Raw genomic sequence first — 23,113 nt, 5'->3', positions numbered from 1 at the left:
CGCATCATGGCGGACAGGCCAGCGCATCACGGCTCTTGGCGCCGCCGCCAACGATTTCAATATTGGCAAATGCCGCCTTGAACGCGCCTTCGGTATCGATGCTGAACGGCGTGATGATCCTGCCCAGGTCGACCCCCTTGGCAGTAAAGCAGGCCAGCGCAAGTTTGACGGTTTGCTTCCCTTTGCCAACCAGGCCTGCCAGCGTTGTGGCGATGTCAATGGACTCGCCGTTTATTCCGACCATCACGGGTGCCGTGGGTGTGGTGTCGACCATGGTATCGAATTGCAGCGCGCCGTCAGTGGCGGCAAAGGCCGGCAGAGCACGCGCCTTGTCGCCGCTTGCCTCAAAGCGCGCCGGCCCGCGCCACGTGATGCGCTTGCCGTCTTGCTGGGTGTTCATTTGTACCGTTTCTACCGTGGCGCCCGACACGGTGAAGACCTTGTTCAAATCGCTGCCCAGGGCAATGCGCTCGGCGCCGCTGCCAAGATACAGCGGCCAGCTCGCGCGATCCCCTTGCGTGAGCACCGGCCACGCATTCGTGATGCCGCAGCCCCCCTCGGTATAGCGCGTGTCAAGCTACCCGACCGTGGCCGAGCTGCCGTAGCGCAGGCCGTAGCCAAGCTTGAACAGAGGCGCGCTGTCTTTGCCCGCCGTGCTCAGGTCCGTCTGGCAAACGCTACCGGGCCACGCGAATGACCATGTGCCGCTGAAGGGGCGTCTGCCACTGGAATGTGAGTCCTTTGAATGCCCTCCTCCTGAATGCATTCCTTTTGAATTTACGCCTGTGAACAAGACATCCGCGATACCTTTGCCTTCCGTGCCGGGCAGCCACGCGGCGACAAAGCTGTCCGACAGATTCATCAAGTCATTGGCATACACAGGCCGACCGGACAACAGTACCGTTACCACCGGCTTGCCCTTACCCCCAACAGCTTTCAGCACCTCCAGGTCTTCCGGATAACGCGCGCTGTGGCGCAGCGTTCCCGCAGGCCCGATGTCGCCCGCGCCTTCCGCATACGGCGTTTCACCAATGACCGCAATCACGGCGTCGAATGCGGCCACGTCGATGCCTTTCACATCGTGGCTGTACGTGACGTTGGCCGCTCCCGCTTTCTCGACAATGCCGGCCAAAATCGTATCACCATTGGGAAAGTCGCCATTTTTGTTGTCCGTGCCTTGCCACGTAAGCGTCCAGCCGCCATTTTGCAGCGGCAGGCTATCGGCCCCCTTGCCCACCACCAGAATTTTTTTGCCTGGCGCCAGCGGCAAGGCATTCCCGTCATTTTTCAGTAAGACCAGGGATTCGCGCACGAGTTCACGCGCACGATGCGGGTGACCGCGTCGTCAATGCGCGCCATCGGAATCACGCCGCTTTCCACCTGTCCGATAGTGTTGGCGATGAAAGCCTTCCAGTCGTCCGGCACCATGACCATGTCGATGCCCGCATTGATGGCTTGCGGACAGCTGGCGTTGCTGCAACCGGGCACTTGGGCGATGCCGTTCCAATCCGAGACGACAAAACCGTCAAAGCCCATCTTTTGTTTAAGCGCTTCGGTGATCATCGCTTTGCTGCCGTGCAGCTTGCCATAGTCGATGCCGCCGGCCTTGTCATGCCAACTGTTGTACGACACCATCACCGTTTGCGCGCCGGCGGCCAGCGCGCTGTAGTACCCCTGGCCGTGCACATTGATCATCTGTGACCGCGTGGCCAGCGCGTTGCCCTGGTCCTTGCCCTGATCGGTGGCGCCATCGCCCATGAAGTGCTTGGCGGTGGCGATCACGCTCGCGTCACTGCCGAGCTTTCCCTGCAGGCCGCGCACGTAGGCGCCGGCGTAGGCATTGACTACGGCCGGGTCTTGCGAAAAACTTTCGTAGGTGCGACCCCAGCGGGCGTCCCGCACCACTGCCAGCGTGGGCGCGAACACCCAGTGAATGCCGGTGGCACGCACCGCCTTGGCCACCGCCGCGCCCATCTTGCCGACCAGGCGCGCATTGTGCGCCGCGCCCAGGCCAATGTTGTGCGGGAACTGGGTGGCGCCGACCACGTTGCTGTTGCCGTGGATGGCGTCGATGCCCCAGATTACGGGCACCTTCAGGCGCATGTCGGTGGCCATCGACGCGTCGTAATACTGGTCGGCCAGCGCCACCCAGTCGGCCGGCGCGGCGTGCTTGTTCATGGCCGGCCAGCTGCCGCCGCCGTTGAGCACCGAGCCGAGGTAATAGCGGCGTACGTCGTCCGGCGTTGCGGTTTTGATTTCCGGTTGCGTCATCTGGCCCACTTTCTGGGCCAGCGTCATCGCGCCGACGATTTCCTTGACGCGCGCTTCAAGGTGCGCGTCGGTGCGCACCGCGCTCGTGATGTGCGGCCAGTCGGCCAGCGGCGCGGCGCAGGCGCTGGCGCCACAGGCCAGGGCGGCGAGAATGAGATAGATATTCTTATGCATGGAGTCGCTCACAAATAGAGGGCGCAGCTGCCTTGCTGCAGGGGCGCCCGACGGGTTAATTACAGCTTGTAGTTCAGGCCCAGCAGCACTTGGCGCCCGTACGTGGTGTAACGTTCCGGCGCATACGAGCCGCCGGTAAAGGGGTCGCCTTGCATGGTCTGGTACGGCGCGTTCCTCACGTTGTTCACCTGCAGCAGCAGCGCGGCGCCTTTCAGGGGGCCGGTGTCAAAGCTGTAGCCAAGCTGGAAGTCGACCTGGTTTTCGGCCAGGATTTCGCTAAAGGCGCGCTGCGCAAACAAGCCCGTGACTTCACCGCGATAGGCCGAACGGTAGCGCCGGCTCACGCGCGCCGAAAAGCCATTTTTCTCATAAAACGCCGTCACGTTCGACACCACGCCCGACAGGCCGGGCAGCTTTTCCTTGGTGCCGGGACCGTTGGGATGGATCGAGCTTTCCGTGGCCGATATGCTGGCCAGCACGCCAAAGCCTTCCAGCGCGCTCCACAGGCGGCTGGCTTCGAAGGAGCCAGACAACTCGGCGCCGCGCACCATGCCGCCCTCGCCGTTGGCGGGACGGTTCATGGTGCCGGTGTTCGACAGCGGCACCACGCTCGACGGATTCGGAAAGCCCGTAAAATCGAATGCCGTTTGCTGGTTGTAGATATAGCTTTTGAGCTTTTTGTAGAACAGCGCGCCGGCGATGTACCCGCTCTTGCCGAAGTAATGTTCAAGCGAGAGGTCGAAGGCGTTCGCGCGCCAAGGCTGCAAGCCTGGATTGCCGCCGCTGCCGTTCCACATTTTGGTCGTGGCGTCCACGCCACCGGTGGCGCCGGCGCGCATGTCGGCCATGCGCGGCCGGGCCAGCGTCTTGGCCACGCCAAAACGCGCGGTGGTGCCGCCCAGGTAGTGGTTCAGGTCGAAAATCAGGTTCGCGCTAGGCAGCACGTCGGTGTAGGCGTCGCCGCCCGAAATCGGCTTGGTGGTGTTGCCGGACAAGGCAATGCCGTCCGAATCCTGCTGCATGCGGATCACTTGCAGTCCCAGGTTGCCGCGCAGGGGCACCTGGCCCAGATCCGTATCGATCGACAGCTTGCCGAAGGCGGTGGTCTGCTTTTCCGTCACGCTCCAGTTGTTCAGCGCGTCGTTGTCGGGGCGCGCCGGTTGCTGGTCGTAGTATTTGTCCAGCACCGCGAGCGTGTCGTAGCTCAGGGTGCCCGGCAGGCCGGCGAACGACAGCGAGGTGGTTGGCACCAGCAGGTCGGACGACACCGTCGCGGGGGCGCGATTGTTCTTCAGGAAGTAGTAGTTGTTGACGTCGACGTGGGTCTTTTCGCGCCTGGACTGGCTGATGCCCGTTTCAACGCTGCGGAAAAAACCACCAAGGTCATGCCTGGCGCTCAGCTTGAACGCGCCCAGCGTGTCTTCCACCACGGGGCGGTGCATGTCGCCGTCCTTGCCCCAGCCGCCGACGTCAGTGAGCTTGATTTTGCCCGGGTTGGCAAAGTCGACGCTCGGCGTGAAAGTGGGCAGCCCGGCGCCAGTGGGAATCTTGAACTTGAAGTCGTTGTCGGTGAGGCCGGCGTTGGCAGGACCGAGGCCGGCGTAGGTTTCCAGCACCTGCTCGCGGCGCTTGGCGCTCGAATACGACAGGTCGCCGTCCAGCGCCCAGCCGCCCACCTTGAGGCGGTTGTTCCAGCCCAGCGCGCCGATCTTGTCCTTGCGCGTATTGAAGTCGTTGCGCACGATCGGCTCGAGGTTGACGATGGCGCCGGCCGTGAGCAGCTTGGTGCCGCCGATGGTGTCGATCACCGGATTGTTGTAGCGGACTGCGCTCCACTGGTGCGAATTCCACATCATGCCGCGCATCGTGGTTTCCTGGTCAAACTCGGAGTAGTACAGGTCGAGCGCCGTGCGGTAGTTCTTGCCCGGCTTGAAGTCGATCACCGCCATCAGGCCGTCGCGCCGCTGCTGGCGTGACGAGGCGGTTACTTCGGCGCCCTTGAGCGCTATCACGTCGGCCGGCAGGCCATTGTTCTCGCCGCCCCACCACCATGATTTGTATTCGCGCTGCTGGCCGGGTGAATCGAGATGGGCAAAGCCGACCGCCACGCCCAGCGTATTGTTGAAAAACTGGTCGATGTAAGAAAAGCTCATGCGCTTGCCGCCCGCTTTTGAGCCGTCGTTGAGGGCGCCGTTCGAATTGCGCTCGCCGCGCAGGCCGATGGCAATGGTGCGTCCGCGCCGGTCGAGCGGGCGCACCGTCTGCAGGTCCACGGTGCCGGACAAGCCCTGCCCCATCAGCGTGGCGTCGGGGGTCTTGTAGACGGTCACGCCGTTGATCAGCTCCGACGGATACTGGTCGTATTCGGCGCCGCGGTTGTCGCTGGTCGAGACCAGTTCGCGTCCGTTCATCAAGGTGCCCGCGAAGTCGGGGGCCAGGCCGCGGATCGAGATCACTTGCGCGCGCCCTTCGACGCGCTGCGCGGTCAGGCCGGCCAGGCGCGAGATCGATTCTGCGATGCTGACATCGGGCAGCTTGCCGATGTCTTCGGCGGTGACCGCTTCGACGATCGAATCGGAGTCGCGCTTGATGGCGATCGAGCTGGCGATGCTGCCCCGAATCCCGGTCACGGTCACCACATTGGTGCTCTCGCCAGTGGGCGCGGTGCTTTGCGCTTGCGCAGCCGCGGCCGACAGCAGCAGCGCGCAGGCGGCGGCGATCGGGGTGATCTGGATGATGCCGCGCGGGTGAAGCTGGCGCGTCTGGTTACCTTGGGTATGCATGGTGTCTCTGTCTCCGGTTTATTTTTATGAAGAGCAAGCGGTGATGCCGGGTCGGTGATGCAGGAACGATCTGGAAGCGCTTCCACAGTGACCCGAAAATTTTGCCCGGGTTTGGCAGCCAGGCGCACCTGCTGGGGAGCGCAACGACTGAAACCGGGGCAATGACATGATGTGGGAGCGTTCCCACATCATGTGTTGATCGTAGCATTGGGGTGTTTGCGAAGTCAATCGATTTGATGACGAATGTTCACTCGTGGCTGGGCGACGCCAGCTCTTCGGACACCAAAAAAAAAGCAACAGCGCCGCTGCTGCGCCGCTGTTGCAAAGAGGAGCTACAGAACGTCTATTGCTTGGTCTATTGCTTGTTCAGCTGCCACCAGTTCAGGTTCCACCCGCCCACGCGCGAGTAGATCGCCAAGTCCTGCTGCCCTGCCGTCAACTGCACCGTCGCACTGACCGTGGTCCAAGCTTGAAAGCCGCCCGTATTGGGCACATTGATCAGCGCCAGATCGGCGCCGTTTTTACTGAGCACCAACTGCCCGCCCGTAAAACCGCTGGCGACGCGGAACTGCACCGTGTGCGCACCGCCGACCGGCACATTGATCGGATACGTCATCCAGTCATTGTTGTCCGTGTAGCCCACATTGAAGCCGCCGCCAGTATCCGTGGTCGTCTCCACGCGCATGCCAACGTGATTATTGAACATTTCCGCTTCAATCCGCGTGCCCACCGTCGGCTTCCAGTTCATCCACGTGGCCATCGCTTCATTTTTGACCAGCGCTTGCGTGCCAAAGCCGCGGAAATATGCTTCGATCGCCGCGGCCGACGCGGTGCTCACATTCAGGTTGCCATAGGCGCCGGCGGTGCTGTTGGTGACCATGCCCCAGTTCCAGCCGCCGCCGTTCCAGCCTGCCTGCGACGTGGTCTTGTACGACCAGGCGGTGCCGCCCCAGCCAAGCATGTTGAAGATGTCGTGGGTATGGCGCGTCATCTGCGCACCGTAGTTGCCCAGCAAAGTCCACGGCTGGAATTCACCCACCAGGAACGGCGTGCTCAAAGCGGTCAGCTTGGTATTCCAGGCGCACACCTCGCGCGCGTCGCCGGTGCCGCACTGCAGCCAGTCCGCATACATGTTTGCCTGCGCCGCGGGACCGGAGACTTCGTTCCATCCCCAAAGGCCGGGATAAAAATGCATCCAGAACGCGACGTTGCTCTTGCCGCGCGCATTCGGGTTGCCATAGGCGTCGATGCCCGAATTGTGCCCCGGCAGAATGATCATGTGCTCCGGATCCTTGGCGCGCACGGTGTCGAACAGCTCGTAGCCAAAGTTGGCCAGCGTGGTGGCGTCGGTCCCCCACGGTTCATTGAGCAGGTCGTAGGCGGCCACCGCGGTGCGGCCGCAGTAGTGGCTGGCGACCATGTCCCACACCCATTTAGTGCGGTCGCGGTAAGTCTGGTTGGTCCACATTTCCGCCGGGCCCACGCAGCCGTCGTGCTGCTCGCTGGCCGCCGCCGCGCCGCCAACGGCGCCGTGCAGGTCGAGGATCACATACATGCCGCGCTTTTCCGCTTCGTTGACGGCAAAGTCGAGGTACTTCCAGGCGTCAGCGCGCAGCGTGTAGGGCGCGTTCTTGTTTTCGACCACGTCATACAAAAAAGGCACGCGCACCACGTTCATGCCCATTGCCTTTATCAGGTCGAAGTCGCGCGCCGTGATGTAGCTGTCGCGCCAGACGTTCATCAGGCGCTCTTTTTCGGTCACGCCAAAACGGCTGGCAAGCGTGGACTCAAGCGTGCACTGGTCGGCGATCGCCCCGCCGCTGTTGGCAATGGACGAATTCATCATCCACATTTCCATCGCCAGCCAATTGCCCAGATTCACGCCGCGCAGGTTCACGCGCGCGCCGCTGGCGTCGACCCAGTATTTGCCGCTCTGGCGAATCGCCGGCAGCGCGGCGGTACTGGCTTCCCTGGTGAAACCGATCCAGTTCAGGTTGAAGCCGCCGCCCTTGGCGAACACCGTCAGATTCTGGGCGCCCGCCGACAGGTAGATGCGCGAGGCGATGGTAGTCCAGGTTCGCCAGCCGCCCGTGTTTGGCACGCCAGTTACGCTGCTGATATCAAGGCTGTTCTGGCTCAAGACGATCTGGCCGGTGGTGCCGGCCGAGGCCACCCGGTACTGCACCGTGTACCAGCCCGCCGACGACGGATTGACCGAATAGGTCATGTAGTCGTTGGCGTCGATCCAGCCAACGTCGCTGCCGCCGCCGGCGTCGCCCGTCGCTTCGAGCGCGACGCCCGCCATGCTGGTGTAAGACTCTGCCTGCAGCGTGCCCGGTAGTGCTGTCTGGGCCGCGCTGGTCGCTCCGGCCAGGGCCAGACCAAGCCCGAGCAAGAGTCGAAGGGCGCCTGGGGCGCGCATAGTTATTTGCGAATGCATGTTCTCTCCATTATCAGTATAGGCCGCGCGCTGCCGGGAATGTGCATGCGGGCGCGGTATGACATGACTGTGTCCGTTCATGGCCAGGCCATGACGGTTTGGCGCGCTTGTCGCCTCCTCCCTTGGGCAGTGAACAGTAAACAATACCTATTTGGCAAACGGCGTGGGCGCGGTGGTGCTGGTCATCCAGTCCATCACGCGCTGCTGCGGCTCATACTGCACGCTGCCAAAAAGCTTGAACAGCGACTCTACCTGCGCGTTGGACGCGGTGGTGAAGTCGACCTTGGGGATGCTCTGGCCGGCAGCGTTGGTGACCAGGCCCCAAGTCCCTGCGCCCTGCCCGCCGTCGTTGGTGACCAGCTTCCAGGTCCAGGCGGTGGCGGCCCAGCCGAATTTGCCGTAGGTGTCGAAGGTCACGCGCGTGATCTGGCCGCCCAGGTCCGCACCCAGCCCCGCCCATGGCTGCAATTCGCCGATGAAAAATGGCGTGTCGAGCGCCTTGATGCGCTGGTCCCATTCGCACACGCCGCTGGCCGCGCCGCCGCTGCAGGTCAGCCAGTCGCGGTGCACGTCTGCGCCGATGGCGCCCCAGCCGAACATGCCGGGATAGAAGTGCATCTCGAAGGCGACGTTCTTCATGCCGACCGCCGCCGAATTGCCGTAGGCTGCAATGCCCGAGTTATGACCCGGCAGGATGATCACGTGATTCGGGTCGACGGCGCGCACGGCCTCGTACAGCTTGGCCACCACCGCCGCCAGGTTGGCGGCGCCCGTGCCCCACGGTTCATTGAGCAGGCTGTAACCGGCCACCGCCGGCCGGTCCTTGTAGCGCGCAGCGATCTGCTGCCACAGCCAGATGGTGCGTTCCTGGTACTGCGGCGTGGACCAGTACAGATTGCGGTTGGCGCAGCCGCTGTGGTGTTCCACGCCCTGGCTGCCGACGGCGCCGTGCAGGTCGAGGATCACATACATGCCCCGCTTTTCGGCCTGCGCGACGGCGTCGTCCAGGTAGCGCCAGGCGTCGGCGCGCAGGTGGCGCGGATTTTTTTCGTCTTCGACCACGCTGTGGATGAAGGGCACGCGCACGGCGTTCCAGCCGTATCTGGCCATCAGATCCCAATCGCGCTCGCCGATCCAGTTGTCCCGGAACACCTTCATCAGGCGCTCGCGCTCCGCGTAGCCGAAGCGCGTATCGAGCGCCGCATCGAGCTTGCAGTTGTCGTCGATGCCGTTGGAGCCCTGGCCCATCATCCAGAATTCATTGAGCAGCCAGTTGCCCAGGTTGACGCCCTTGAGCAGCACGGGCGTGCCGTCGGCGCGCACCCACTTTGCGCCTTGCGCATGGATCATCTGGGAGGCGTTCAGGATGGGCGCGGCGGGCGGCGGCGCGACCGGCGTTGCGGTGACGACGACCGGCGGGACAGGCACGGCGGGTACCGCGGGCACGCTGGGCACCGAGGGCGCCACCCCGCCCCCGGCGCCGCCGCAAGCGGCAAGGGCCGTCGCCATCAACACGGTCAAGCACGTATTTTTCAAGTTCATCTGATTTGTCTCCTGCGACATGGGAGCGCTTCCATGTCAATGTTAAAAAAACTCGCGTGCCAGGCGAGAACTATTGCGTTATTAGGTGCCGGGCGGCCGGGCGAGCGACGCGCGCTGGGTGATCGAAATGAGGAAGTGGCGCTGGATGGTGCGCTGGGTGCCGTAGCAGCGGTTGAACAGTTCGTCGAGCGCTGCCATCGTCATCTCCAGCCAGGGAATGCGCACCGACGTCAGGCGCGGGCTTGAAAATGCGGCGCTCGGCGTGTCGTCGTAGCCGATCACCGAGATATTGCGCGGCACTTCACGCCCGTTCTCCTGAAAATAGGCCATGGCGCCGACGGCGATTTCATCGTTGGCGCAAAAAACGGCGGTGAACTGGTAACCTGACTCGATCAGCCGCGCCGCTTGCGCCCATCCGGCTTCCGGCGAAAAGTCGCTTTCGGTTTGCCACACGCCGGCCGGGTTGATGCCGATGCGTTCGAGTTCGCCCATGAAACCGGACAGGCGCGCCACGTTGTCGGGCGAGGTGGACGGCCCGCCGATCACGGCGATCTTGCGGTGGCCATGTTCGAGCAAGGCGCGCGCCGCCAGCACGCCGCCATAGTGATGGTCGGCCGTGAAGCAATGCGACTCGATACCGTCAAGCAGATGGTTCATGAAAACGATGCGCGACTGGTTCTTGCCAAGCGCGAGCACGTCTTCCTCGCACAGGTGATTGCTGATGACGATCAGGCCGTCGCACCCGCGCTCGAGCAGGAAGTTGATGCCTTCCACCGCCTGGCGGCGCGCGTCGCCCTTGCCCACGCCGAAAGCGACCACCATGTGCAGGTCGGCCGCGCGCAGCTCGGCGTCGATGGCCGCGAGGATGGGCGTGTAGAAGGTGCCTTTCAGGATGGGGATGTACACGCCCACCATTTGCGAGGTGCCCGACATGAGCGCGCGCGCCGCATGCGACGGCCTGAAGTCGAGTTCCTCGACCGCCTTTTGCACGCGCGCGATGGTGGCCGCCGCAACGTAGCCTTTGCCGCTGACGACGCGCGACGCGGTGCTCATGCCGACGCCGGCGCGCAAGGCGACATCTTTGATCGTTGCCACGTAATTAACTCCTGGAAGTGATTTGCGAGAGAATGGCAAAAAAGCGCTCAGGCGGGCTGCCACATATGCAGATACTCGCCTGCATGCATCGACCACGCCCTGATCGACTGGGTATCCCGTTCCACTCAGCAAGCCCACACCCGGGGTAGATTGCGCGACATGTTGGCGGGTGCAGCCTTTTTGCTGGGTCTTCAATAAGGCGTGTGGAAGCGCTTCCATGCAAGTGATAGTAGCACCGGCAAGTTTTGAGCGTCAACGCTTTTTTTGGCGGCGCGGCCGGCTGGCGGCGCCTTCGACGCGCTGCGCGCGCTCAGTGTCCGTGCAGCTCGCTGATGACGCCGGCGAAGTTGAAGCGGTGAGCCGCAATGAGCAATCCCACGAGAACAACACCCATCAAAATGTATAACAACCGTTTGTGCATCGCGTGCTCCTTAAAGGTGAATAAGCGCTTTTTGAATGGTCAGGCTGCTTGCGTTGAACGCCGGCACGGCGCTAGCGCCAACGGCGCCGAGTACGACCACGCCCAGCCAGGTCAGCATCGCCAATGGCGCCAGCGTCAACGGTAGCGGCCATTGAAAAGCGAGCTTACCGATCGTGCGCCCTACGAGCAGGGATAAGGGCAGGGAGAACAACACGGCCATGCACCAGCTCATCAAACCAATCGCCACTGCCTCGATGACAACGCTACGAACGACGATACGGCGCGTGCCGCCAACGGCGCGCATGACGCCAAATTCACGCGTGCGCTCAAGCACGCTGGTGCTCATTGCCGACATCAGTCCCAAGGTGCCAACGATGGCCATCACCACCGACATGGCCCTTAGCGCAAAGATCAAGAGCGACACGTGGCCGCTCAAGGCGCGCGCCAGGGTGCTTTCGGAAACGACGATTTTCATGCTGACATTGGCCCGCTCCAGGACCTGTTCAATCCGCCGGGTGATCGCGTCAACGCTGGCCGTGTCGTGCCGCGTCGTCACCACACGCAAGGCGTTGAGCGTACCGGCTTGACCGGTGGCATCGGCGTAGCCTCGGGCGCTCGTGTAGGCGCTGGCCGGGGTAATGATTTCGCGCGCTATCCCCACCAGCAGAAAGCGCGCTTGGCGCCCATCGAGATTGAGCGCAATGTGCTGGCCGACCTTGGCCTGGGGCAGCAAAGCGTGCGCCACATGATTTAACACGACCGCGTCCGTGTCGTCGTCGCGCAACCAGCGGCCTTCCAGCACCGTCAGAGCGGTCGAGCCATCGCCTGCGGGCACCGAGCGCAATGAGAAGCTGCCATGGCCGCCGTCGGGATAGGTGCGGACGATGTCCAGGCCATCCGGTCGTGCCGGCGCCGCTGGCGACACATTCCATGCCTCTGCCCAGGCCACCCCTTCCATCGCACGCACGGCGGCAAGCATTGGTTCGTGCGGTGCAGGGTGGCTCAGGCGTACTTCAAGGTCGTAACGACGGTCCGCCGCAGCGTCGGCAAGATTGCGTTCCCAAGCCGACTTGACGTTTACGCTGGTCATGAACATCGCCCCTGCCGAGGCCAACAGTGCCAACGTGAGTACCAGTCGGCCGCGACGCCGAAAAATATTTCGAAATGACATCAAGTAGCTGCGGTCAATGGCCGCGAATTTCCCCAGCCACGCGAACAAGTTGCCGGCGCCACTAGCCGGTCGGCCAACGCCGAAGTCGCTGATCGCACTGCGCACAGTCACGCGGGTAATTCTGACAATTGGTACCAGCGCGATACACAAGGGAGTCAAGAGGCCTGCCATCACCGCGATCAGGTAACGGCTGGCCGGGATGGCCTGGCTGTACAGGGTGAAATTGAGCTCGTGGGAAATCGCCTGCGCGAAGCCGCGCCCGGCCATCACGCCCGGCGGCATGCCGATGGCCAGCGCTGCAAGGCTGATCAACACGACCAGTACCACATACAGTTGCACGATCTGCGCAGTGCGCGCGCCGATGGCCTTCATGATCCCGATCTGCCGGATCTGTTGCGTGAGCAGCGTATCGATCATGCTCGCGATAAGAATGCCGCCCAGTACCAGTGCCATGGAACTAAACAGCAGCAGCATGATCAGGATTGCTGTCATCTGGTTTTGATGGGGATGCTTGCCTGGCGGAGGAATGCGAATTTCCTGCACCTTGTGCCCCTGCGCGCGCAGCCATGCGGCCAGCTTGCCGACCGTATCCTGCGCCGCAGCGTTGTCCGACCGCCCTTGCCGCAGCGTGAGCTTGAGCAGGTGCAAGCGCGCCGGTTCGCCTAACCAGGCCAGCGTGGCCGGCGTGATATAGCCGTAGGCCGTCTGCTCCTGCATGGCTGGCGCCAGCGCCGGATCGTGTACGGCCCCGGCCAGCCGCATCGACCGGCGCGCCCCGTCAGGCGACTGCACGGCAAGGCTTGCCCCCGGCCGTGCTTCCAGCAGTTCAAAAGCAGTGCGCTCAAGCAGCATGCTGCCAGTCGGTGGCGGCCAATCACCAGACTGCCGGGTAAAGCGGCCGATGCGCACATCGTTAAAGTCGGGCACCACGAACAATAATAAGGGCAGCCATTTGCCCGTCGTGGTCTGCACCCGCGACAACACAGACGCGCCGGCTTGGGCGTCCTCGATACCGGGAAAGCGCCGTACCACGTCGAGCAGCACCGCATCAACCTGGTCGAGCTCGATAAGCGCCGCAGCCGGGTGCGTTCCCAGGTAATTGACACTGATTTCGCGCGTCAAAATGGTGTACGCGCTCAAAATGGCGGTCACGCCGAATATGCCGACCGCCACCGCCAGCACCATCACCATCATGACCAGCCGGCTTTGCATGGCGCGTAGGTCGCCGGCCAGTTTTTTCCAGCGGGGGCTGAGCATCACGCGTCCCGCGCCGGGGCAACAACGGCGCCGTCGCAGAGCATGATGGTACGCGTGAAATAACGGCTCAGGTCGCGTTCATGGGTCACCATCACCACGGTCTTGCCTTCTTTCGCCAGCGCCGCGAACAGTTGCATGACGTCATCCGAGGTTTTGGAGTCGAGATTGCCGGTGGGCTCGTCGGCCACCAGCACTGGCGGATCGTTCGCCAGCGCGCGCGCGATCGCGGCGCGCTGCTGCTGCCCACCGGACAAGTCAGCCGGCAATTTGTCGGCCTGATCGGCAATACCTAATTTGGTCAACAAGGCAAGGGCGCGCGGGCGGCGCGCCGCGCTCGGGTAGGTGCGGCAAAAATCCATGGGCAGCATGACGTTTTCGGCGATGGTCAAGGTGGGCAACAGTTGGAAAAACTGGAAGACAAGGCCGATCGCCTTGCCGCGCCATACCGCCAGTTGCTCCTCCGACAGCGTGTGCACGGCGGTGGAACCAATCTGGATGTGACCGGAGGTGACGGTGTCGATCCCGGTCAGCAAGTTGATCAAGGTCGTCTTGCCACTGCCGGACTTGCCCACCACCGCGACAAATTCACCGCTGCTGATCTCAAGCTCAATATCACGCAATGCATCGAAACTGCCCGACGGTGTTTGGTAACGCTTGCTCACGTGGCGCATCGAGATCAGTGCCGGCAAAGCGGACCGATCCGGGATAACTGTGTTCGTGTCATGCGCAACTGGGTGCATAAGGCTTCTCGCAATCTGGCGTGTATTTATAAGTAATAACTTACTTATAAATTTACGCGAGTGACGGGCGCATGTCAACTAGTACAACTGGTATTTTTGGCAATTCACCTGAGCGGTGAACATTTGCCCGCTCAGCGAAGCGGCGTGCTTGTAACCGGCGGCTGCATGCCGCGCCACAATGCCTCGACAAAGCCGTCGATCAGTTGTTCCGTATTCCCGCCATGCACACCCATCAATTCGAACAGCGGCAAACTGTGGATGGCCGCGATGAACAGACCTGCGGCCGGCAAATGATCGTGCTTGGCAATGACGCCGCGGGCGCCAGCCTGATCGAGAAAATCGGCCAGCGCCTCGGTGAGAGCAACCGGAGGCGAGCGCTCGAAATGGCTGGAAATGTCGGCAATGTTGATCGATGGATGCGTCAGTAGTTGCAGCAGGACGGGAATGAGCTGGCGGAAGTACGCCAGCATGCGGTGCCCGATGGCGACCAGCGCCGAACGCACGTCTTGCGGCGCAAGGCCGGTACCCATGATGGCATCGATATCGACGACGGGCGGCACCATCGCGGCCATAAACAGCGCCGCCTTGGTGGGGTAACGCTGAAACAGCGTCGCTTCCGAAATACCGGCGCGACGTGCAATCTCCTTGGTGGAACCTACCGCGCCATGCTCAAGAAAAACCGCCCGTGCCAAGTCGCGTATTTGTTCATCTTGCACCGTCTTGTGTCGACCCATGTCATTCCGCCCGTTTTTTATAAGCTACTGCTCACCTAATGTAATAGCTGCCAGCGGCGTGGTCAACCCCTGCCGGTCTTTGCTCACCGTCGAATCGCTTACTTGCGTGGGAGGGCAGCACCGGGAAGTTTTTGGAGAAAGACAAACAGGCCAAAAACCGTGGCGATGACGTTGTAGACAGAATCCATTCACATTCCCAGAAAGGCCAACCCGGGCGGGCGTGGCAGGCGTGAAGCAGATTATGCCTATTCGGCAATAAACACCAGGAAATGACTAGCGTTTCCGGGACGGGGGGTACGCGTTGACCAAAATGTCCCAGCGTCTTTTTTGAACGGACTTGTCGCACAAGACCATCACGCCCGGCCCCTCCTGGCCGTCAGATTGCACAGCCCACCTGCTTCGCAAGGGAACCAGGCAACGCTCGACCTGCATTCTCAGGTCGGGTCCGAAACCAACCCAGTTCGTGTGGTGCTTACGGTTATAGGCACGCAGAAACCGTTGCCCTTCCGCGTTAATTTCGAACAAACCGTGCACGTCATCGACCGTGCGATATTTCGTCAGGTCGCCCACCACCACGTGCGCGGCGCGGCAGGAGGCCGAGGCTGCGAGCAGCAAGCCGATGACGATGAATAGTTTATTCGACTGCCACATTGAGGTATATTTTCCTGCCCTATGCAAAGGTCGAAAAATCCGGCTTGCGCTTCTGGAAGAACGCCGTAAATGCTTCCTTCGCTTCTGGCGCCAGCAGCATTGCCCCGAACAGTTCATTTTCCGCCGCCATGGTGTCATTGATCGGCCCCATCCTGGCACGCTTCATCAGCGCCTTGGTGGCGCGGATCGACGCTGCAGGCAGCGCCACCAGCTTGGCGGCCTGGCCCTGCGCAAAGGCCATCAGGTCGGCCAGCGGCAGCACGCGCGACACCAGTCCCATCTCGAATGCTTCCTGCGCCAGAAACGCTTCGCCGAGCAGCAGCTTTTCAGCGGCGCGCGGGTAGCCCGCCAACTGCGGGAACAGCAGCGACGACGCAAACTCTGGGCACAGCCCCAGCTGCGCGAACGGCATCGAGAACTTGGCGTTGTCGGCCGCGTAGACCAGGTCGCAGTGCATCAGCAGCGTGGTGCCGATGCCGACGGCCGCACCGGACACCGCCGCCACCACCGGCTTGCTGCTGCCCGAGAGCGCGCGCATGAACTGAAATACCGGGCGCGCGTCGGCAGGCACGCCTTCAACCGGCACCGAATTTTTCATGAAGTCTTCAAGGTCATTACCGGCCGTGAAAATCTCCGGCTTGCCGGTGATGAGGATGGCGCGCACTGCCGCGTCGCTCTCGGCGCCAACCAGCGCATCGGCCATGACCTGGTACATCACGCCCGTGATGGCGTTTTTGCGCTCGGGGCGGTTGAACGCGATTGTCAAAATGCCGTCAGCCTTGCTGATCTCAATATCCATGCGTAACTCCAAAAAGTGAAAAGGGCGCCGAGGTAATCCGCAGCGCCCTTGATGACAATATTTTAACCGAACAGTTTAAACCGCTCGAGCGTCTAAACAGCTCGAACCCTTATACGCGCTCGAAGATACCCGCTGCGCCCATGCCGGTACCGACGCACATGGTGACCATGCCGTACTTGAGGTTATTGCGGCGCAGTGCGTGGATCACGGTCGCGGCGCGGATAGCGCCGGTCGCGCCCAGCGGATGGCCCAGCGCGATAGCGCCGCCCATCGGGTTGACCTTGGCCGGATCGAGACCCAGGTCGCCCATCACAGCCAATGCCTGGGCTGCGAACGCTTCGTTCAATTCGATCCAGTCCAGCTGGTCCTGGGTGATGCCGGCCGCGGCGCACGCCGCTGGAATGGCCACTTTAGGACCGATGCCCATGATTTCCGGCGGCACGCCGCGCACCGCGAACGACGAGAACTTCGCCAGTGGCGTCAGGTTGTGATCGCGCAGGAATTTTTCGCTGACGATCAACAGCGCGCCGGCGCCGTCGGACATCTGCGAGCTGTTGGCCGCGGTGACGGTACCCTTGGCTGCGAAAACCGGCTTCAATTTGCCGAGCGACTCGAGAGTCGAATCGGCGCGCGCGCCTTCGTCGGTGTCGACCGTGCGGGTAGCGACGTCAATCTGGCCGGTCGCCAGGTTTGGCGTGCGGGTGATGATTTCGACCGGCGTGGTCTCGTCCTTGAAAAAGCCCGCCTGCTGCGCGGCGATGGCGCGGCGGTGCGACTCGACCGAGAACGCGTCCTGCTGTTCGCGGGTGATCTTCCACTGCTTGGCCACGTTTTCCGCGGTCAGGCCCATGCCGTATGCCATGCCGACGTTCTCGTCGGTGAACATCTCCAGATTCATCGATGGGTGGTGGCCCATCATCGGCACCATCGACATCGACTCGACGCCGCCGGCCAGCATGACGTCGCACTCGCCAACGCGAATCCGGTCAGCCGCCATCGAAATTGCCGTGATGCCGGACGCGCAGTAACGGTTGACGGTTACGCCGCCAACGGTCTTTGGCAGGCCTGCCAGCAGTACCGCCATGCGGGCGATGTTGAAGCCCTGCTCCGCTTCCGGAAACGAGCAGCCGATGATGGCGTCGGTGATCAAGGCGGGGTCCAGGCCCGGCGCTTGCGCCATGGCCGAGCGGATCGCGTGGACCAGCAGGTCGTCCGGACGGGTCGACTTGAACATGCCGCGCGGCGCCTTGCCGATCGGAGTGCGGGTTGCGGAGACGATGTACGCTTCAGTAAGTTGTTTGCTCATGTTGTTCTCTCAAAAATTCTGTGGTTCGAAATGGGGATGACCGGGTCCACGACTGGACACTTACCGCTTTTCCGACAAGTACCAGTCGACCTGCACCTGCGCCGCCAAGGTTCCCTGTTCGTCGAAGATATCGACTTCAACCGGGAAAGCTATCTTGCCGTCTGCTTTCAACGTCGCTTTCAATGCCGCGATATCGCCCGGAACGCGGCCTTCGGCGCGCGTCGCGCCCTTGGCCACTTTCTGGTACTGGATGCGCGACTCCTTGGCGACCGGACGCAGACCCATGATCAGGTCGGCAAAGCCGCCCGCCATGGCAGCGCCGGATGCCGTTTCGGCCAGCGTGAACAAGGCCCCGGCGTGCGGCGTGCCGAGGTGATTGTTCAGCTTTGGATCTGACGGCATCGACACTTTTGACGTGCCCGGTCCGATCTCGTCGATCCTGATCCCCAGCAGCTGCACAAACGGCAGCGTCTCCATCATTTGCTGCTTGATACGGTCATACACCATGCTTGGCCTCACGCGCAGTAAAAGTTTGAATGCTTGGGACAGGAGCGACATGCAGGTCGATCAGTTGCGTACCGGTTTACCGGTCTGCATCATGCCCATGATCCGTTCCTGGGTTTTCGGATGGTTCAGCAGCTCGAGGAAAGCTTTACGCTCCATGTCGAGGAACCACTGCTCGCTGACCACGCTGCCCTGGTCCACATTCCCGCCCGATACGATCTCGGCGATCATCTCGCCCAGCTTGAAGTCGTGCGCGGAGATGAAGCCGCCGTCGCGCATGTTCACCAGCTGCGCTTTGATGGTGCCGTAGCCGTAGCGGCCAACGACCGTCACCGGCTTTTGCAGCGGCGGACGGTAGCCCGCGTCGAACATCGCGCGCGCTTCCACCTTGGCCACGTGCAGCAGCTCGTAGATGTTAAAGACGATGACGTCGTCTTCCTTCAGGTAGCCCATCGCTTTGGCTTCCAGCGCCGACTTCGACACGTTGGCCGTTGCCGCGTTGGTAAAACCGGTCTTCAAAAATTGCAGGATGTCGGTGCCCTTGGCGTCGTTCGAAGCGCGCACTGCCGCCTCTTTCAAGCCGCCGCCGGCAGGAATCAGGCCCACGCCCACTTCCACCAGGCCGATGTACGACTCGATCGATGCGACACGCTTGGAAGCGTGCAGCGCCATTTCGCAGCCGCCGCCCAGCGCCAGGCCCGCCACCGCGGCCACCACTGGCACGTTCGAGTATTTCATCGCCATGAAGGTGTCCTGCAGCAGCGCGATACCCGGCTCCATGGCCTTGGCGCCGCCCTGCATGAACAGTGGCAGTGCCGACTGCAAGTCAGCGCCGGCCGAGAAGGCGCCGCCGTCAGCTGCATCCGCATTCCAGATGACCAGGCCCTTGAAGTTTTTCTCAGCCTCGGCCTGCGCCATCTTCAGGCCGTTGATCACGCCTTCGCCGATGACGTGCATCTTGGTTTTCAGCGAGATGATCAGCACGTCGTCGTTTTGGTGCCAGATGCGCACCGAGTCGTCTTCGTGGAAGGTCACGCCGGCGGTCTTGCCGTCGACCGCACCGGCGCCCAATACTGGCGCGCGGAATGGCTGGCGGTCATACACCGACAACGTCGAGCGCGGGATGTACGCGTTGCTTGAGGCGGAGTACGAACCTTCCGGCGTATGCACGCCTTTTTCAGCGACCTGGCCTTCGAAGACCCATGCCGGCAAAGGTGCTGCGCACAGCGCGCTGCCGGCGTCGATGTCTTCCTTGATCCAGGTGGCGATCTGGGTCCAGCCTGCGCCCTGCCAGGTTTCAAACGGGCCGACGTTCCAGCCGAAGCCCCAGCGCATCGCAAAGTCGATGTCGCGCGCGTTGTCGGCGATCGAGCCGAGATGCACGGCGATGTAGTGGAACGCGTCGCGGAAGATCGCCCACAGGAACTGCGCCTGTGGATTGGTCGACTCGCGCAGGGCCTTGAACTTCTTGACCGGATCCTTTTCCTTCAGGATGCGCGCCACGATGTCGGCCGCCTTGCCGCCGCCGGCAACATATTCGCCGGATGCGAAGTCAAGGCGTTGAATGTCCTTGCCGACCTTCTTGTAAAAACCCGCACCGGCTTTTTGACCCAGTGCGCCTGCAGCGACCAGCTTGGCCAGCACATCCGGCGTCTTGTAGACGGAGAAGAACGGATCGTCAGCCAAATTGTCCTGCATGGTCTTGATCACGTGGCCCATCGTATCCAGACCGACAACGTCGGCGGTACGGAAGGTGCCCGACTTGGCGCGGCCCAATTTGGCGCCGGTCAGGTCGTCGACCACGTCCACGGACAGGCCGAATTTTTCGGCTTCGTGGATGATCGCCAACATGCCGAAGATACCGACACGGTTGGCGATGAAATTCGGTGTGTCCCTGGCGCGTACTACGCCCTTGCCCAGGGTCGTCGTCAGGAAGCCTTCGAGCTGGTCGGCGATTTCCGGACGGGTGGACTCGGTCGGGATGATCTCGACCAGGTGCATGTAGCGCGGTGGATTGAAGAAGTGCACGCCGCAAAAGCGCGCCTTCAGTTCGGCATCAAAGCCTTCGGAGAGCTTGGTGATCGACAGCCCGGACGTATTGGTCGCGAAGATCGCGTTCGGCGCGATGTGCGGCGCGACTTTCGCGTACAGGTCGTGCTTCCAGTCCATGCGCTCGGCGATCGCTTCGATGATCAGGTCGCAGCCGGCCAGCAGTTCGAGGTTGTCTTCGTAGTTGGCGATCTGGATCAGGGCTGCATCGTCCTTGTTGCCAAGCGGTGCAGGGCTGAGCTTCTTGAGGTTGTCGATGGCGCGCTTGACGATGCCGTTCTTGTCGCCTTCTTTGGCGGGCAAGTCGAACAGTACGACCGGTACCTTGGCGTTGACGCAGTGGGCAGCGATCTGCGCGCCCATCACGCCGGCGCCCAGGACGGCGACTTTTTTAACGATAAAATTTGTCATGGCTTTCCTTGGTTTTTCTAAATGCGTCTGTTTCACGCGGTCCCCGCTCCCCCGCCACATTGTCCTCGCGCAAGCGGGGACCCAAGTTCGTAGCGAACCAGCGAAACTGGATCCCTGCGTTCGCGAGGAAGATGTGCGTGAGGCGCGGGCCGAAATGCAGTAGCTGGTGTCTTAAAACAAATCAGCGTCAAGCGCCATCAGATTGGCCGAACCCGAACGTGCCTGGCGAATCAGCATTGCCGTCTCGGGCTGCAGGCGTGCAAAGTAAAAGCGTGCCGTGGCCAGTTTGGCTTTGTAAAAATTGTCGCCCGAGTCTTCCTTGGCCAGCGCGATCTTCGCCATCTGGGCGAAAAAGTAGCTGTAGATCAGGTGGCCGACAACGCGCAGGTAAGGCACAGCGGCGGCGCCCACTTCGTCCGGATTCTGGAACGCCTTCATGCCAATTTCCATGGTCAGCTTGGTGACCTTGTCGCCCAAGTCGCCCAGCGGCGTGATGAACTCGGACAGCGCTTCATCGGTGCCGTTGTCTTCAACGAAGGCCTTGATCTTCCCGCCGAACTTGCGCAGCTTGGCGCCGTTGTCCATCAGGACCTTGCGACCGAGCAGGTCGAGCGCCTGAATCGTGTTGGTGCCTTCGTAAATCATGTTGATGCGCGCGTCGCGCACGTACTGCTCCATGCCCCACTCCGAGATGTAGCCGTGGCCGCCGTAGACTTGCATGGCTTCCGACGTCGCCACCCAGGCGTTGTCGGTAATGAAGGCCTTGATGATTGGTGTGAGCAGCGCAACTTCGTCGGCCGCTTCCTTGCGTACGTCTTCGTCGGTATGGTTCAGTTCCTGGTCGATCTTGAGCGCGACATACGACGAGAAAGCGCGCGCGCCTTCGGCGTAGGCCTTGGCCGTGAGCAGCATGCGGCGCACGTCGGCGTGCACGATGATCGGGTCGGCCTGCTTGTCCGGCGCTTTTACGCCCGACAGGCTGCGCATCTGGATGCGGTCCTTGGCATAGACCAGCGCGTTCTGGTACGCCACTTCGGTCAGGCCCAGCGACTGCATGCCAACGCCCAGGCGGGCCGCGTTCATGAACACGAACATGGCGTTCAAACCCTTGTTCGGCTGGCCGATGATCCAGCCTTTGGCGCCGTCCAGGTTCATCTGGCAGGTCGAGTTGCCATGGATGCCCATTTTTTCTTCGATCGCGCCGCAGGCAATGCCATTGCGCTCGCCAACCGAACCGTCAGCGTTGGGCAGGAATTTCGGCACCAGGAACAGCGAAATGCCTTTCGAGCCTTCCGGCGCGTCAGGCACGCGGGCCAGCACCAGGTGGATGATGTTTTCGGACATATCGTGCTCGCCCGCCGAGATGAAGATCTTCGAGCCGGTGATCGACCAGGAACCGTCTTCCTGTGGCAGCGCCTTGGAGCGCAGCATGCCAAGGTCGGTGCCGCAATGCGATTCGGTCAGGCACATGGTGCCGGTCCACTCGCCGGAAACAAGCTTCGGCAGGTAGGTTTTTTTCTGTTCTTCGGTACCGTGCTCGAGCAGGCACTCGTAGGCGCCGTGCGACAGGCCGGGATACATCGACCAGGCCTGGTTGGACGAGTTGAGCATCTCGTAGAACGAGTTGTTCACCACGATCGGCAAACCCTGGCCGCCGTATTGCGGATCGCACGCGAGCGCAGCCCAGCCGCCTTCGACGTACTGCTTGTAGGCTTCCTTGAAGCCTTTTGGCGTGGTGACCGACTTGCTGGCCGCGTCGAAATGGCAGCCTTCGCGGTCGCCCGAATGGTTCAGCGGGAACAGCACGTTCTGGGTGAACTTGGCGCCTTCTTCCAGCACCTGGTTGATGATGTCGGTGTCAACGTCTTCGAATTTCGGCATCTGCTTCAATTCGTCGGTGACGTTGAGGAATTCGTGCAGCAAAAACTGCATGTCCCGGATTGGCGCGACGTATTGACCCATGATTTTCTCCTGACGATCTTTTGATTGATGACCCGGCGGGCAAAATGCCATACCGGGCGGGGTGTTCGTAAAGTGTTATTGAAGTGACGTGGTGAAGCTGCTTACTGGGCTGCGGTATTCTGGTAATTCATGATCAGGCGTTCAAAGCCCGTGCGTGCGCGGTCCACGCTGCCCGGCATGCGCAAAAAGCGCGCATCGTGGTGCAGGGCCAGAATCAGGCCGTACATTTCGTAGACCATCTGGCCGGCGTCGGTGTCCGCTTTCAGGTCGCCGATTTCAATCGACTGCTCGACACAGCGCAGCAGCGCCCCCTGCCAAGCACGCACCATCGAGACCAGCTCCTCGCGGATCGGACCCGGACGGTCGTCGTATTCGACGGCGCCACTAATATAGATGCAGCCGGAGGCGATTTCAACGCTCACGCGCTTGATCCAGCGCGCGTACATCGACGTCAAACGGGCGATGCCGCGCGCTTCCTTGACGGAGGGGAAAAACACTTCCTGCTCGAAGCGGTGGTGGTACAGCTTGAGCACTTCCATCTGCAAATCCTCGCGCGAACCGAAGTGGGCGAAAACGCCGGATTTGCTCATGTTCATCTTGTCGGCAAGAAGACCTATGGTGAGGCCTTCCAGACCTTCGCGGCTGGCGAGGTCGAGCGCGACATCGAGGATTGCAGCTCTGGTGAGCTCGCCCTTGCGCATGAATTTGGCTGAAGTGTTAATAAGCTTACTCGCTGTTTGGTTGGAAATGACGCATGCGCAAATGAAATCTGAACGCTCGTACTATTATCCACTACCGAGTAA

At 61.9% G+C, this 23,113-nt stretch carries 17 protein-coding genes; all 17 read right to left on the bottom strand.

The genetic code is table 11. The features are described 5' to 3' along the window. Window positions 1-4 precede the first annotated feature (4 nt). Entirely contained in the window at window positions 5-526 is a 522-nt protein-coding gene (locus tag ACP7BV_RS09055) for a putative glycoside hydrolase (protein WP_426103482.1), read from the bottom strand. 51 nt (window positions 527-577) lie between these two features. Beyond that, on the bottom strand, window positions 578-1,312 hold the full coding sequence (locus ACP7BV_RS09050) for a glycoside hydrolase family 3 protein (RefSeq protein ID WP_426103481.1): 735 nt from the start codon (window positions 1,310-1,312) through the stop codon (window positions 578-580). Next, on the bottom strand, window positions 1,288-2,445 hold the full coding sequence (locus ACP7BV_RS09045) for a glycoside hydrolase family 3 protein (protein WP_426103480.1): 1,158 nt from the start codon (window positions 2,443-2,445) through the stop codon (window positions 1,288-1,290). Before ACP7BV_RS09045 ends, ACP7BV_RS09050 begins: the two co-directional genes overlap by 25 nt. 59 nt (window positions 2,446-2,504) lie before the next feature. After that, the gene (locus tag ACP7BV_RS09040; protein WP_426103479.1) at window positions 2,505-5,228 is read right to left on the bottom strand and encodes a TonB-dependent receptor; all 2,724 of its coding nucleotides are present in this window, start codon (window positions 5,226-5,228) and stop codon (window positions 2,505-2,507) included. A gap of 355 nt (window positions 5,229-5,583) precedes the next feature. Further along, window positions 5,584-7,668, bottom strand: a complete 2,085-nt coding sequence (locus ACP7BV_RS09035; protein WP_426103478.1) for a carbohydrate-binding protein — start codon at window positions 7,666-7,668, stop codon at window positions 5,584-5,586. A gap of 147 nt (window positions 7,669-7,815) precedes the next feature. Continuing rightward, window positions 7,816-9,210 carry a glycoside hydrolase family 5 protein gene (locus ACP7BV_RS09030; protein ID WP_426103477.1) on the bottom strand — a complete coding sequence of 465 codons (1,395 nt, stop codon included), beginning with the start codon at window positions 9,208-9,210 and terminating at the stop codon, window positions 7,816-7,818. Between the two features lie 81 nt (window positions 9,211-9,291). Continuing rightward, window positions 9,292-10,305, bottom strand: coding sequence for a LacI family DNA-binding transcriptional regulator (locus ACP7BV_RS09025; protein ID WP_426103476.1), 1,014 nt, complete (start codon window positions 10,303-10,305; stop codon window positions 9,292-9,294). 431 nt (window positions 10,306-10,736) lie between these two features. Further along, a complete protein-coding gene (locus tag ACP7BV_RS09020) occupies window positions 10,737-13,154 on the bottom strand; it encodes an ABC transporter permease (protein WP_426103475.1) in 2,418 nt (805 codons plus the stop codon). Beyond that, on the bottom strand, window positions 13,154-13,825 hold the full coding sequence (locus ACP7BV_RS09015; protein WP_426103598.1) for an ABC transporter ATP-binding protein: 672 nt from the start codon (window positions 13,823-13,825) through the stop codon (window positions 13,154-13,156). The genes ACP7BV_RS09020 and ACP7BV_RS09015 overlap by 1 nt, the downstream gene beginning before the upstream one ends. 200 nt (window positions 13,826-14,025) lie before the next feature. Next, entirely contained in the window at window positions 14,026-14,628 is a 603-nt protein-coding gene (locus ACP7BV_RS09010) for a TetR/AcrR family transcriptional regulator (RefSeq protein ID WP_426103474.1), read from the bottom strand. 273 nt (window positions 14,629-14,901) lie between these two features. Continuing rightward, complete coding sequence (locus ACP7BV_RS09005) at window positions 14,902-15,279, bottom strand: hypothetical protein (RefSeq protein ID WP_426103473.1); 378 nt, start codon at window positions 15,277-15,279, stop codon at window positions 14,902-14,904. 19 nt (window positions 15,280-15,298) lie between these two features. Next, window positions 15,299-16,078: an enoyl-CoA hydratase gene (locus ACP7BV_RS09000; protein ID WP_426103472.1), complete on the bottom strand. Its 780-nt coding sequence runs from the start codon at window positions 16,076-16,078 to the stop codon at window positions 15,299-15,301. A gap of 109 nt (window positions 16,079-16,187) precedes the next feature. Beyond that, complete coding sequence (locus ACP7BV_RS08995; RefSeq protein WP_426103471.1) at window positions 16,188-17,384, bottom strand: acetyl-CoA C-acyltransferase; 1,197 nt, start codon at window positions 17,382-17,384, stop codon at window positions 16,188-16,190. Between the two features lie 60 nt (window positions 17,385-17,444). Further along, window positions 17,445-17,891, bottom strand: coding sequence for a PaaI family thioesterase (locus ACP7BV_RS08990; RefSeq protein WP_426103470.1), 447 nt, complete (start codon window positions 17,889-17,891; stop codon window positions 17,445-17,447). Window positions 17,892-17,951: 60 nt separating this feature from the next. Further along, complete coding sequence (locus tag ACP7BV_RS08985; protein WP_426103469.1) at window positions 17,952-20,348, bottom strand: 3-hydroxyacyl-CoA dehydrogenase/enoyl-CoA hydratase family protein; 2,397 nt, start codon at window positions 20,346-20,348, stop codon at window positions 17,952-17,954. A 171-nt stretch (window positions 20,349-20,519) separates the two neighbouring features. Next, complete coding sequence (locus ACP7BV_RS08980; protein ID WP_426103468.1) at window positions 20,520-22,310, bottom strand: acyl-CoA dehydrogenase C-terminal domain-containing protein; 1,791 nt, start codon at window positions 22,308-22,310, stop codon at window positions 20,520-20,522. A 101-nt stretch (window positions 22,311-22,411) separates the two neighbouring features. Beyond that, window positions 22,412-23,011, bottom strand: coding sequence for a TetR/AcrR family transcriptional regulator (locus ACP7BV_RS08975; RefSeq protein WP_426103467.1), 600 nt, complete (start codon window positions 23,009-23,011; stop codon window positions 22,412-22,414). Window positions 23,012-23,113: the final 102 nt, after the last annotated feature.

Source organism: Massilia sp. TSP1-1-2 (assembly GCF_049896185.1).
Classification (GTDB): domain Bacteria; phylum Pseudomonadota; class Gammaproteobacteria; order Burkholderiales; family Burkholderiaceae_D; genus Telluria_A.
The sequence above is the reverse complement of the archived record's forward strand: the minus strand, read 5'-3'. Positions and strand labels throughout refer to the sequence as shown.